Source organism: Vibrio navarrensis, from assembly GCF_000764325.1.
GTDB classification, from domain to species: Bacteria; Pseudomonadota; Gammaproteobacteria; order Enterobacterales; family Vibrionaceae; genus Vibrio; species Vibrio navarrensis.
This window is the reverse complement of sequence record NZ_JMCG01000002.1, coordinates 574,636-587,694: the sequence shown is the minus strand read 5'-3', so window position 1 is coordinate 587,694 and position 13,059 is coordinate 574,636. Positions and strand designations below refer to the sequence as shown.

Genomic DNA, 13,059 nt, shown 5'->3' with positions numbered 1-13,059 from the left:
TTTTATTTTTATTTTAGCAAGGTGTTTTTTTTGTTGAGATAGCAACTATTGATCTGCGTGATTGTTCAGCACGACCAGAGGTGTAATATAGCCGGGTTCTATTAATGAAAGATAACAAGATGCCGCCGACTGTTAAGAAGAATCAAACCGACTTAGATACCGCAATGGAGATGGATGCGAAAAAGCGTAAGCAGCGCAAAATTGTGGAGCGAGTCCTGATGGGGATAGCCCTGATAGGAACGGTGGTGGTGCTGTTTTTGTATGGTGATTTGATTTCGCGCGCGATTAATCCACCGCTGCCGAAAAGCCTGATTTATGGCAAGTGGGTGGAACAAGATGTGCCCCATTATGACCGTGAAGTGTTTGAGCTCAGTGCGGAAGGGGTGACGTCAAACGGCTCGGTGGTGGCGACCAGTTTCGAGTTCGATGGTAAATACTTTTCCTACCAAACCGGGGGAAAAGAGCGCCGCTTTCGTATTTTAGGTCAGCAGCAATACGTTGAGATGAAGCTGGATTCCAACGATCACTACTTGCCTATCTTCCGCTTAGAAGGGCGGCAAAATCTCTCTTTACGTTAGTTGCCAATCCTATCGGGTCAGATTTGTGTCAGTCTCACAGTCGGTTACGCCTTTTCCATTGCGCTTGTGGCGTGAGTTTGCCATCCTTCACTTCACCTTGATTGATGGATGATAACGTGTGCTAAAACCTTCCTTTCCTCTGTTTGCTTCTTTACTTCTGTTTGGCTGTGCGCAGCCAACCGATCGGGCTCAGCAGTATCTTGATGGCGAGTTCGCCGATCCGCTCAATAAAGTCGAGCAAGTCAACTCAAGCAAACCGCGCGATTTTACCGAATTTGCCCGCCAGTCTGAGGCGGTAGTGAGCAACTCTCCATCGCTGGCGGCGCTCTATCAACCACTGTACGAAAAACTCAATGAATGGGTGTTGCAAAGCGGCGAGCCGAGTGAGCTGAGCGCGTTTGGCATTCAAACCGCACAGCTCGGCGGTGGAGATAAGCAAGGCAATGTATTGTTTACTGGCTATTTTTCTCCGGTGATGGAGCTTCGCCATCAGCCTGATGAGCGTTTTCGCTATCCCGTTTACCGCAAACCGGAGTGTAGTGAAGATTGTCCGACCCGCGCGCAAATTTATGCTGGTGCGCTGCAAGGACAAGGATTGGAGCTTGGTTACGCAGAGAACTTGATCGATCCGTTTATCATGGAAGTGCAAGGCAGCGGCTTTGTTCATTTTGGTGACGACGATACGCTGGAATATTTCGCTTATGCCGGGAAAAACAACAAAGCGTACGTCAGCATTGGTAAGGTGTTGATTGAACGCGGCGAAGTGGCACGAGAAAAAATGTCGCTCAAGGCGATCAAAGATTGGGTACTGCGTAACGATGAAGCCAGCGTGCGAGAACTGCTCGAACAGAACCCTTCTTTTGTCTTTTTTGCGCCGCGCGCCGCAGCGCCTGTGACGGGAACGGCTGGGATCCCTCTGCTGCCGATGGCTTCGGTTGCCGGCGATCGTTCCATTTTCCCGATGGGCACGCCGATTTTGGCTGAAGTACCGCTGCTCAACACTGATGGCACTTGGAGTGGGGCTCATCAATTGCGCCTGCTGATCGTGCTCGATACGGGCGGGGCGGTGAAACAAAACCACCTTGACCTCTATCATGGCATGGGGCCGCGAGCGGGAACGGAAGCGGGCCACTACAAACATTTTGGCCGAGTATGGAAATTGGGTTTGGAAGGCACGCCAACGCAAGCCCCTTGGGCAATGCCACCGGAAAAGCTACAATAGCTTTTCCTCATCTGGACATTTCCTCTTAGAGTGCGTATAAATCGCACTCTTTGTTTTTCTGGCGAGCTTTGGAACTTAGATTATGCGCGAACTCGATACCCCAGCCTCTGATAGCTACAACCAACGATTTGGTGGCACGCGTCGTTTGTATGGCAACAGTGAAGTAGAGATACTTCGCGCCGCGCACGTGTGCGTGATTGGTATTGGCGGAGTCGGCTCTTGGGCGGTCGAAGCGTTAGCGCGAACGGGGATTGGCGAGCTGACGCTGATCGATATGGATGATGTATGTGTAACCAACATTAACCGCCAAATTCATGCGATGAGCGGTACCATCGGGCAGAGTAAAATCGAAGTGATGGCTGAGCGGGTCAAGCTGATCAACCCAGAGTGCAAAGTGAACCTGATTGACGATTTCATTACGCCCGACAATCAGCACCAGTATCTCAGCAAATCGTTCGATTACGTGCTGGATGCGATTGACAGTGTCAAAGCCAAAGCGTCGCTGCTGGCATACTGTCGCAGCAACAAAATCAAAGTGATCACCATTGGCGGTGCGGGTGGACAAGTGGATCCGACCCAAATCCAAGTGGCGGATTTGACCAAGACGATTCAAGATCCGCTGGCGAAAAAGATCAAAGATACTTTGCGTCGCCATCATAACTTCCCGAAAAATCCGGCGCGTAAGTTTGGCATAGACTGCGTGTTTTCCACCGAGCAGTTGAAATATCCGCAAGCGGATGGGTCTGTTTGCGCGGTGAAATCGAGCGCTGAAGGACCAAAACGGATGGACTGTGCCAGTGGTTTTGGCGCGGCGACGGTGGTCACGGCCTCGTTTGCTTTTGTCGCCGTGGCGCGCATCGTGGAAAAGTTAATCCAAAAGCACAAACAGTAATTTTGTCTCAATGTCCCTGCAATATTAGGAGCCTCACCATGTCTGATTTTCCCGCTTCCCCTTTTGGTCATGAGATCAACAGCGATGAGATTGTGTCGGTGATGCAAGGTTTCTCTGGTTGGGAAGATCGCTATCGTCAGGTGATTTTGTGGGGCAAACAGCTGCCAGTGATGTCTGAAGCGCTAAAATCGGCGCAAATCACGGTGGCTGGCTGCGAAAGCCAAGTTTGGCTCTTGAGCCAGCAGCGGGATGGACGTTGGTACTTCTGCGCCGATTCAGACGCACGCATTGTGCGTGGCTTGATTGCGCTGGTGATGGCCGCTTTTGACGGCAAGAGCGCCGAGCAGATTTTGGCCTTTGATATTGATGACTACTTTGCCAAACTGGGTTTGATTGCTCACCTTAGCCCGTCGCGTGGCAACGGGCTAAAAGCGATTGTGGAGCAGATCAAACAGCAAGTTCAAGCCGACTAGACAACTCCTCGACAAAGGAGAGACTCGCTACCTAGCACCTAGCACCTAGCACCTAGTCCCTCCCTCTTCCTCACAACAACTCGAGTGCTTTTTTCACCGCATTGATGAAACGCTCAACATCATCCATGGTGTTGTAAATCGCAAACGACACCCGCACAGTGCCCGAGACGCCCAGCGCGTCCATCAAAGGATGGGCGCAGTGGTGGCCTGCACGCACCGCAATGCCTTGCTGGTCGAGCAAAGTGGCGATGTCTTGATGGTGTACGCCGTCGACGACAAAAGTTAGTACCGACGCATTCGCTTGGTAACCGAGCACACGAATATCATCGATGTTGACCAGCGCTTGATACGCCGCGGATTGCAACTGATGCAAATGCGCTTCGACCTCTTGGCGCTCAAAGCCCTGATACCACTCAATCGCTTTCGCTAGGGCAAGTGCCCCCGCGACGTTGGGCGTGCCTGCCTCAAATTTGCCCGGCAAAGCGGAAAACGTCGTTTTGTCAAACGACACCCTCTCTACCATTTTCCCGCCGCCATGCCAGGGTGGCATCGCTTCCAGTAGGGCGAGCTTGCCATACAAAACGCCAATACCTGCGGGGGCGTAAAGTTTATGCCCTGAAAAAACGTAAAAGTCGGCGTTTAATTCGGCGACTTTTACGGGTTCGTGCACTATGCCTTGCGCACCGTCGACCACCACAACGGCCCCCACTTGGTGGGTAAGTGCGATGATCGATTCAATCGGTTGACGGCTAGCGGTGACGTTAGTGATTTGCGCCACGGCAACGATTTTACATCGGTTGCTTAAACGCTGCGAAAAGGCGGCCATGTCCCATTGGCAATCTTGAGTCATGGGGATTTTCACCACTTTTGCCCCCGTTTGCTCGGCGACCATTTGCCACGGGACGATATTGGCGTGATGCTCCATCTCACCAACCAAAATCTCATCACCGGGTTGCAAAGTGCTGCGCGCATAGGTCTGGGCGATCAAATTGAGCGCTTCGGTGGCGCCGCGTGTCCAGATGATCTCTTGGTCAATTTGCGCGCCGATAAACTGAGCGACGCTATGCCTTGCCTGCTCAAACTGGCTGGTGGCCTCGGCGGTTAAACTGTGGCTACCGCGATGCACATTGGCATTGTGTCGGCTGTAGTAGTGGCTGATGGCATCAATCACACATTGAGGTTTTTGCGTTGTAGCTGCGCTGTCCAGATAGACCAGCGGTGAGCCATGGACGCTTTGTTGCAGCGCGGGAAATTGCGCGCGTACCGAATCGACGTCAAACATCACTCTTCACCCAGCTTGTGGTAGTTCAGTACTGGAACCGTCACCATCGGCTCAGCGACTTGGCGAGCATGTTGTTTGCCGGAAAGCAGAATGATGATTTCCATAGCAAATTCCAACGCAGTCCCGGGCCCTTGGCTGGTGAGCAGATTGTGGTTGACATCGTAAGTCACCCGTTTGGCGCGCCAGTTATCTTGTGGGATGTGCGCGCGAAAGTTGGGGTGACAGGTCATGAGCGCCTTGGGGTATAGATTGTGGTGCTGCAATACCAGTGCAGGCGCGGCGCAAATTGCTGCCAGCAGTTTGCCTTCGTACATATGCTGTTTGATCATCTCTAGCAACAGTGGACTGTCGCGAAACGCCTCAGCACCTGCAACGCCGCCAGAAAGGATAATTACGTCAAAGGGTTCATCGGCGACGTCGACCAAACGGCATTGAGCCCCCAAAATCACGCCGCGCGACGCTGTGATCGTGAGGTTGCCCTCAAAGTCGGCGCTGGCGACCGTCACCTCATACCCGGCGCGCACCATCATATCAATGGCGGTGACCGCTTCCATCTCTTCGGTTCCCGGTGCAATCGGCACCAAAATTCGTTTTGTCATGATGTTGTCCAGCTCTGTTCTATCTGTTTGATTTGTTCAAACAGTTTTTGATTGTGAGGCGTTTCAATGTGATGTTTGGCAGCGCAGCGCAGTAAGTAACCGTTAATAAAGTCAATTTCGCTTTTGCGCTGGTAATAGATATCTTGCTGCATGGAGGAGTAATTTTCTGCGGTTGCCTCTACTACCTGCATGACGCTGCGCAGCAGATGCGCGTGATCGCTCGCTATTCCTTCCCGTTGCATGACGGCAGCAAGCTCTGCACTGACTTCACTTAGCATAGGCGCAAAACGAGCGTCTGCCAGTTGACCGTTTTTGCATTGATGAATGGCGGTGAGTGGGTTGATGGCGCAATTGATTGCCAGTTTGGTCCACAGGGCGTGCTCAATATGTTCATTCCAGTGCGCGGCGGGCAGGGCGTGGTCAAACACGTCCGCGAGAAAAGCGCACTGCTTACCAAGCGCATTCACTCCGCCAAGTTGGGTAGTGCCTAAGCCGGTGTGCAAAACCTGCTGGCGCGAAGGCTTGTAAGCCCCATGTGTGGTGGTGGCGACGACCAGAGGATTATCCGGTAGCAAAGCCGCTACCTGTTCAGCCGTGCCCATGCCGTTATGCATTAGCATAATTATAGTGTCGCTTGAAAGGGAATCGACCAGCGGTGCTAAAGCCTCTGCAACCTGCCAAGCTTTAACGGTGACAAGCAACAGATCCGCTTGTTCTATCTCCAGACGCGATTGATTGGCAAAAGAGTATAAGGGGCCTTGAGCCAACTGCAGTGAGAGTGTCGGAGCATTCTCTCTTGCCCACAGTGCCACTTGGTGGCCAGCTTGCTGTAATTTGAGCGCCCAAAGTGAGCCAACGGCGCCCGGGCCTAAAATGACAATGTTCACCAAATCATCTTCATCAAAAAGGATTTGCTGCAAGGATAATGAGGGAATTGGCGAAAGCAAATAAAAATGGCGCTCGAAAGCGCCATTTTTGCATTACAACTAAGTTCAATTAGAATTTGTAAGTTACAGCTAAGTAGTGGCTCACGCCTGTTGACTCTAGCTGTAAGCCACCGCCAATGTCTTGGCCGTCTTTCACGCCGTAAACGTCTTTGTATGCTTTTAGGCCGTAACCTACAGCATAGCGATCTGAGTGCCAGTAGAAACCGTTAAACATTGCACCGCCGCTGCTAGCAGAAGAGTACTCTTCTTTCATGCCAAATTGGTAGTCAATGTAACCTTGGTAAGAGATAAATGAGCCGTTTTCAAAGAAGTAGAAAGGTTTAAACCAGTTGGTTGAGATTTGGAAACCGTTCCAATCTTTTTTATTACCATCGTAAGTGCTGTATAGGTTTAGACCGATTTTACCCAACCAAGGCACATTAACATCAGAACCTAGACCGATTTTTTGGTTGTTCACACCACCGTTGTTACCACCCCATTCCATTAGAGATGCAATGTATAGCTCTTGAACTGGACCGAAAGAGAGATCTTTACCAGTCACCGCATCTAGAGACATACGTGGTGCAAACTTCATGAACATCTTGTCAGGAGCGCCGTTCTTGATTGACTTATCTTGGTTATCTTTAGTGGCAATATTGAATACATCAACATAGCCATATAGGTCGAAGATACCTGAGCGGCCACCAAATTCCATTTCTAGGTAGTCGTGTGTGTTGTCGTCAGCACCTTTAACTCGAGGCATCTCATCAATTGAGTACATGTAGTTGAACTGCATCCACTTGTAATCGTTTTTGTGGATATCGCCGTCAGAGTAATCTGCCGCCATAACTGGAGCTGAAGTGGCCACTAGAAGGCTAAGAGCTAGAAGTGATTTACGCATAGGGGAACTCTCTATATTTGTAACGGTGTTAAGACACACTGTTCGTGTGCTTGTGTTCTCTGATTTGCGCGCATCATAGCGATTTAAATCTCAAATAAAAGTGATGTGAGTGCAATTTTTCTCCAATTTGGGTGATCTTGATCTCCTTTTTAAGCGAAAGTCGGGAACTTTTATAAAACTATCAATCTGGATGCATGCGGGGTTTTGTTGAAAGCGAGAGAGAGGTAGGGTTGTTAATAAATTGCCTTCATTGTGATCTAGGTAAAGGTTTGCGCGTAGAAAGCTGCAGAAGTTTTAAGCGGGGTGACTATGACGCAACTAATGCTTTTTCCTCTCAGTTCAACCGTGTTGCCTAGCGGAAAAATGAAACTGAGGATTTTTGAGCCAAGATATAAACGCATGGTGAAAACCTGCTGTGAGCATAATTTGACCTTCGGCATGTGTTTAGTCGATAGGAGTGCTGGGCGAAGTACCTTATCCCAGTGTGGTACAGAGGTGAAAATCATCGATTTTGATGTCTTGCCGGATGGCCTGCTCGGGATTACCGTGCAGGGCGTGCAGCGTTTTACTATCGAGCAAATTGCACTCGAAGAAGATGGTTTGCGTTTGGCGACCGTGCAGCCTCTGTCACCTTGGCCGCAAACCGAGCTACCAGAGCAAGAGAGCTACCTTGGTAAACAGCTTGAGCAAGTCTACGCGCAGTTTCCTCAGTTGGGCGAGTTGTACCCGCAAAGGCTCTACGCTGATGCAAACTGGGTGACGCAACGTTGGCTGGAAATCTTACCACTCAGCGTGCAACAATTTGAACAATTTGCCGGACATGTCGATTGCTCTAATGGACTAAACTTTCTGAGCCAAGTGGTGGAAGATGACAGTGCACGCGTCAAGCACTGAGCAAAGCCTATTCAAGCGAGAAAAATTTGCGTGATGGCACTGATCCACATGCTGGACAATGACGTATATCCCCAAAGCGAGCATAACGCCTTCAGAAAGGACTGGCTATGTTGAATGAAAATCCTCAAGCGATGACCCGGCAAGATTGGTCAGCGTATATGGACAGAGTGAAAGAGAAAGATCGGCAAGCTTTTGCGGTGATCTTCAATTTTTACGCGCCAAAATTACGTCATTTCGCTTACAAACATGTGGGTAATGAGCAAGTTGCTTTGGAGTTAGTGCAAGAAACCATGATGACTGTGTGGCATAAAGCACATCTGTTTGATGGCAGTAAAAGTGCGCTCTCTACTTGGGTTTACACCATAATTCGCAACCTTTGTTTCGATTTACTGCGCAAACAGAAAGGCAAAGATTTGCACATTCACGCCGACGATATTTGGCCGAGCGATTACTACCCACTTGACTTGGTGGATTGTTACAGCCCAGAACAAGATCTGCTCAAAGAGCAGGTGATCAAATTTCTTCAGTGTCTACCCAAGGCACAGCGCGAGGTGCTGCAAGCGGTGTACATCGAGGATTTACCACAACAGCAAGTGGCAGAGATGTTCGATATTCCTCTGGGGACGGTCAAGTCACGTTTAAGACTCGCGGTAGAGAAGTTAAGACACAGCATGCAGGCGGATAAGTTATGAGTTTTCACCCCGATATTACCATGTTGCAGGCGTATGCCTGTGGAGAAGTTGACGCGGTCACAGGGTTGATGGTCGCTACCCATTTGGAAACCTGCCCTGAGTGTCAGAACGCCGTGGCGCACATGGAAAGTGCACAGGCGCAAAATGTGTTTGACCCAAGCTCTGAACCACTGGCTGAGATCGATTTTGCTGACATGTTGGAGCAAGTGCTGGACAGTCAGATTCGCTCCGATGCTCGCGAAGTTTATGATCGCCGATTTGTTACAGTCAAAAACCGTCGCTTCATCTTGCCGCAGACGCTGAGCCGCTACGCGGACTTAGTGGCCGACTGGCGAAGCTACGGTGGTAAGGTCTACAGCGCACCAATTGATTTTGGCGAAGAGGCGCGAGTCAATCTGATGTATATCTCTGAAGGGGTGCAGATCCCGCAGCACACACACAAAGGTTTGGAAGCAACCTTAGTGCTGCACGGCAGTTTTAGTGATGAAGATGGTGAATACCAAGCCGGAGATTTCTTGCTGCGCGATGCTTCGGTCAAGCATAGTCCAAGAACCAAAGCGGATGCCGATTGCTTATGTTTGACGGTGCTTACCGAGCCGATGGTGTTTACTCAAGGCGTGGCGCGTATCTTCAATATGTTCGGACGTGGCATGTATCCTTAAAAGGCACAAGGCTTGCAAACTCTGCAAGCCTTTCTCTAATCTTATCTCTCGTTTTTACCCATCGCTGTTTCTGTGCTCAGCTATTGCGTCTTCAACTCGCTATCTGTTTCAGCCTCTACTTGTTCGTTTTGTGCCGCTTTATTTAACACATCGTTAAAGTAGTGCCGCAGCGAGTAGAGCATTAATAAGCTCGGGATCACCATCACCGCCGTGACAATAAAGAACATCGACCAATTGTCCAGATAATCCACCAGCTCGCCACTAAACGATGCCAGCGTTGTGCGGCCAAAGTTACCCAGCGATGCCAATAGTGCGTACTGAGAAGCCGAAAAAGCTTGCCCCGTGACGACGGTGAGGAAAGAGACAAAGGCGACGGTTGAAAACGCAGATGTAAAGTTATCGACCACGAGAGTGGCTAAAAAGAGCTGCTCATTTGGCCCGACTTGCGCTATCCAAGCGAACATCAGGTTGCTTGCGGCCATTGCCGTGCCGCCAACCATTAATCCTTTCACAATGCCAAAGCGAACATTCACCATACTGCCAATCAGGGTGAAAAACATGGTGATTCCCCAACCGAGCAGCTTAGAGTAGTAGCCGATTTGCTCATTGCTAAAGCCAATCTCCTTGTAAAAGGTGATCGACATGCGGCCAAGAAAGGCTTCGCCAATTTTGAACAGAAAAACAAACAAAAGCAGTGTGATGGCGACGCGCGTACCGTTGCGTTTAAAGAAGTCAATAAAAGGTTCCAGTACCGTCACACTTAGCCAAGCGACCCATTTCGAGCCGACGATATCACTGTGACGCTTTTGCGCGGCGGCTTGCAGTTTGTCACGGTGGGTGATGGGCTCACCCACCAGCAAGGTAAACAGCATAAGTAAAGCGACAATGGCCGCCATGCCGTAGTAAACGCCGTTCCAGCCTATGGTGTCTGCATTCACAAAAGCCAAGTAGCCCGGCAGTGAATACCCTGTCCACCAACCAATCACCGCCATGGCAGACGCTTGCGGCAGCTTTGAGGTGTTGGATTTGGGAAAGGTATCGATACGAAAGGCGTCAATCGCCACATCTTGCGTGGCGGAAGCGATAGCAATAGCGAGCGCTAATGCGGATGTTAAAGCGAGATTGTCAGCCGGATTGACCCCTGCAATTAGCAAAGTAGCCAGCAAAACAACAATCTGACAAAGGAAAATCCAGCTGCGTCTTTGGCCCAAACGCGCGTGCAATAATGGAATTTTGACCCGGTCTACCAATGGTGCCCAGAGAAAGTTGATCGCATACACGGCAAACACACTGCCAAAATAACCAATGGCAGCTCGAGTGAGCCCGGCATCTTTCAACCAGCCTGACATGTTTGAGCCAATCAGAACCCAAGGAAAGCCGCTTGAGCAGCCGAGCATAAATACCCACAGCAAGCGTCTGTCTAGGTAGCTTTGTAAGGTTTCACGCCAAGAAATGGCAGGGGAAGAAGACATAACCTATCCCGAAAAAATAGAACGCGCCCCTTTTGTTAAGGGGCGGGTCACTATGGAAGTAAAGTGGCTTTGGTGATGATAATCGGCTCGACCGGAATGTCGCGCATCCGGCCTTGGCTCTTAGTTGGCTTAGTGGCCATCTCTTGCACCACGCTAAAGCCGTCGGTTACTTTGCCAAACACCGCATAACCCGGAGGCTGCACATCGTAGTTGAGAAAATCATTGTCATTGAGATTAATGAAAAACTGCCGTGTGGCTGAATGCGGGTCCTGAGTGCGTGCCATGGCAATGGTCGCTGTGTCGTTTCTTAAGCCGTTATTGGCTTCGTTTTTGATTGCATCGTAGGTCGGCAGGCGATTCATTTTCTCGTCAAAGCCACCGCCTTGTGCCATAAAGCCGGGGATCACACGGTGAAATTATGAACCGATGTAGCTGCCATCATTGACATACTTAAGAAAGTTGGCAACGGTGTTGGGTGCTTTTTCTTCATCCAACTCCATGGTGATCGTACCGAGCGTGGTTTCAAACGCCACTTTAGGGCCTGCGTATGCCAGAGAGCTGAGCAAAGCCATTGTCGCGAGAATGAATTTCATGGTCGGTTTAAGCATTAGAAACGTTCCTGCATGTATGATTGCAGTTCTTTATCGTTGGCGATTTCAGACATGACCAAATTGAGTACATCATTGAGTACGGTTTCGATCTCTTCATCCGAAGCGCTCAAAGTGCCAGTGCGTTGTGCGGTGCCGTTGTAGGTTTTTTCCAACTTACCACGCGGCGTCTCTGCGGTAACCACCAATACGACTTTGGCATCCATCTCATTTTGCATCACGCTGTGGCGCACATTGACCAGAGCTTCACGTACCTCTAAGTTGATCAAGTTATTACTGTTGAGATCCACTTTATAGCCTTGTGAAGAGAACTGCTGCTCCAGCAGGTTTTCCAGTAGAATGCGCATATTTTGTTTGGCATGCAGTGGCAGAATATTGGAACGACCACTATCGAGCAGGGCTACGTATTGTGCGGCGCGCAGATCTTTACTTGTTAGAGTGTAAGTTTTGCCTTGTACAAGTGGATTGGTGCTTAAGGTCGCTTGCGGACTCAGATTGAGTTGTTCCTGCTGAGGAGTCGAACAAGCTGAAAGCAGGGCGATAGAAGCGGCGATAACCAGTTTTCTCATGGTGTATTCCTTTGTTAGCAACGGTGGCTTATAACCTAACATTAAAATCAATAATAGAGCGGATTAAAACTAGCAGCTTATTTAGTTGCCTGTAAAATCACAAACTTACTATTTTCAGCGATGAGCTTTACACTCTTCTCACCGTAAAGGCGTCGTAGTTTGGCATCGTACCCTAAATGGCGATTGCCGATCACCAAAAGTTTCCCCTCTTTTACCAGCACCCGTTTTGCATCACAAAACATCTGCCAAGCAATATGGTCAGTGACGGTTTGTTGCTGATGAAATGGCGGGTTACACAAGATCAGATCAGCGCTTTGCGGAGAAAACCCTTCCAAGCAGTTGTTGGCAATAAATTCCACCTCGGCCGCGTGCTCCGTATTGTGTTCAATGTTGAGTTTTGCACTGGCCAACGCCATAAAACTTTCATCCACCAAGGTGATTTTAGCCTGTGGGTTGAGCCGCGCAGCTTTGACCGACAACACCCCGTTGCCGCAGCCTAAGTCAATGATGTGTTTGAGTTTCTCATCGCTTGGAATATGCTCCAGCATAAAGCGAGCGCCTAAGTCTAAACTTTCACCAGAATAGACATTTGGCAGGTTTTGCAGCGTCATGTGATGCTCTGGCACATCCCAACTGACGATCGCAGCAGGTGAGTCTGGTTGTGAACAGTTGGCGTGACAAAAGACAAGGCGATGTTTTTTCCACGCCAGTGAGGTCGTAGTGGTACCGAGATGTTTTTCAAACAGCTTGAGCGTGGAAGTGTGAATGTCTCTGGCCTTGTTGACCGCAATGACGGGCACATTGCTTGGGAGGGTTTGGCGAAGTTGGCTGAGTTGCCACACCAGATGGCGATTGCTTTTGGACAATTGCATCACCACCACGTGGGTGTCATTGGGTATGGCGTCCATTGACGTCAGGATAGTGACATTATGGCATTGATTCAATTGCAAATTGTGCACTGCTCCTTGATGAGAAATATAGGAATCGCTCATCAAGGTCACTTTATGTTTGGCTGAGAACCAGCAGGAAAGCGCCCCAAAATGGTCGTTCAACACCAGAATGTTCTGCCGCGGATTTAAGTCGAGCGCTTCGATATGATTGATCAGATACTCATCTCCGGCGTCCCACGCTTGCAGTGTTTCATTGGCTAATTTTGGATATCTGAAGAGGGTGAGGTTTCTGTCGTGAAGAGAAAGATCGGTTTTCATAAAATGGTGCGTGTCATATTGAGTTCTAACAATATTCTCGCAGATGGCTGACAAACAAGATAGGCGGAGCCTACAAAAAAA

General features: G+C 49.6%; 14 protein-coding genes and 1 pseudogene. 7 read left to right on the top strand and 8 right to left on the bottom strand.

Annotated elements, in window-relative coordinates:
• Positions 1-104: 104 nt before the first annotated feature.
• The 4 genes from EA26_RS17080 (at position 105) to csdE (ending at position 3,165) form a co-directional block, all read left to right on the top strand.
• On the top strand, positions 105-578 hold the full coding sequence (locus EA26_RS17080; protein WP_039430339.1) for a DUF2850 domain-containing protein: 474 nt from the start codon (positions 105-107) through the stop codon (positions 576-578).
• 118 nt (positions 579-696) lie between these two features.
• On the top strand, positions 697-1,800 hold the full coding sequence (gene mltA, locus EA26_RS17075) for a murein transglycosylase A (RefSeq protein WP_039430338.1): 1,104 nt from the start codon (positions 697-699) through the stop codon (positions 1,798-1,800).
• 82 nt (positions 1,801-1,882) lie between these two features.
• Positions 1,883-2,692: a tRNA cyclic N6-threonylcarbamoyladenosine(37) synthase TcdA gene (gene tcdA / locus EA26_RS17070; protein ID WP_039430337.1), complete on the top strand. Its 810-nt coding sequence runs from the start codon at positions 1,883-1,885 to the stop codon at positions 2,690-2,692.
• A 38-nt stretch (positions 2,693-2,730) separates the two neighbouring features.
• Positions 2,731-3,165, top strand: coding sequence for a cysteine desulfurase sulfur acceptor subunit CsdE (csdE, locus tag EA26_RS17065; protein ID WP_039430336.1), 435 nt, complete (start codon positions 2,731-2,733; stop codon positions 3,163-3,165).
• Positions 3,166-3,235: 70 nt separating this feature from the next.
• Here the strand turns inward: csdE and csdA are convergent, their stop codons facing one another.
• The 4 genes from csdA to EA26_RS17045 form a co-directional block, all read right to left on the bottom strand.
• Entirely contained in the window at positions 3,236-4,447 is a 1,212-nt protein-coding gene (gene csdA / locus EA26_RS17060) for a cysteine desulfurase CsdA (protein ID WP_039430335.1), read from the bottom strand.
• Positions 4,447-5,046, bottom strand: a complete 600-nt coding sequence (locus EA26_RS17055) for a DJ-1 family glyoxalase III (protein ID WP_039430334.1) — start codon at positions 5,044-5,046, stop codon at positions 4,447-4,449. Before EA26_RS17055 ends, csdA begins: the two co-directional genes overlap by 1 nt.
• Complete coding sequence (gene panE / locus EA26_RS17050; protein ID WP_081947172.1) at positions 5,043-5,933, bottom strand: 2-dehydropantoate 2-reductase; 891 nt, start codon at positions 5,931-5,933, stop codon at positions 5,043-5,045. Before panE ends, EA26_RS17055 begins: the two co-directional genes overlap by 4 nt.
• 109 nt (positions 5,934-6,042) lie before the next feature.
• Positions 6,043-6,873 (bottom strand): nucleoside-specific channel-forming Tsx family protein, encoded by an 831-nt coding sequence (locus EA26_RS17045; RefSeq protein ID WP_039430333.1) that lies wholly within the window; start codon positions 6,871-6,873, stop codon positions 6,043-6,045.
• 309 nt (positions 6,874-7,182) lie between these two features.
• On the opposite strand from EA26_RS17045, the gene EA26_RS17040 reads away from it, so the two are divergent.
• The 3 genes from EA26_RS17040 (at position 7,183) to EA26_RS17030 (ending at position 9,121) form a co-directional block, all read left to right on the top strand.
• On the top strand, positions 7,183-7,767 hold the full coding sequence (locus EA26_RS17040) for an LON peptidase substrate-binding domain-containing protein (RefSeq protein WP_039430332.1): 585 nt from the start codon (positions 7,183-7,185) through the stop codon (positions 7,765-7,767).
• Between the two features lie 107 nt (positions 7,768-7,874).
• Complete coding sequence (locus EA26_RS17035) at positions 7,875-8,459, top strand: RNA polymerase sigma factor (RefSeq protein ID WP_039430331.1); 585 nt, start codon at positions 7,875-7,877, stop codon at positions 8,457-8,459.
• Positions 8,456-9,121, top strand: coding sequence for a ChrR family anti-sigma-E factor (locus tag EA26_RS17030; protein ID WP_039430330.1), 666 nt, complete (start codon positions 8,456-8,458; stop codon positions 9,119-9,121). The genes EA26_RS17035 and EA26_RS17030 overlap by 4 nt, the downstream gene beginning before the upstream one ends.
• A gap of 80 nt (positions 9,122-9,201) precedes the next feature.
• On the opposite strand, the gene EA26_RS17025 is transcribed toward EA26_RS17030, so the two are convergent.
• The 4 genes and pseudogenes from EA26_RS17025 to EA26_RS17010 form a co-directional block, all read right to left on the bottom strand.
• On the bottom strand, positions 9,202-10,593 hold the full coding sequence (locus EA26_RS17025) for an AmpG family muropeptide MFS transporter (protein ID WP_039430329.1): 1,392 nt from the start codon (positions 10,591-10,593) through the stop codon (positions 9,202-9,204).
• A gap of 50 nt (positions 10,594-10,643) precedes the next feature.
• Positions 10,644-11,186, bottom strand: a pseudogene (locus EA26_RS17020) (peptidylprolyl isomerase).
• 14 nt (positions 11,187-11,200) lie between these two features.
• Complete coding sequence (locus tag EA26_RS17015; protein ID WP_039430328.1) at positions 11,201-11,770, bottom strand: YajG family lipoprotein; 570 nt, start codon at positions 11,768-11,770, stop codon at positions 11,201-11,203.
• Positions 11,771-11,847: 77 nt separating this feature from the next.
• On the bottom strand, positions 11,848-12,978 hold the full coding sequence (locus EA26_RS17010) for a methyltransferase (protein WP_039430327.1): 1,131 nt from the start codon (positions 12,976-12,978) through the stop codon (positions 11,848-11,850).
• Positions 12,979-13,059: the final 81 nt, after the last annotated feature.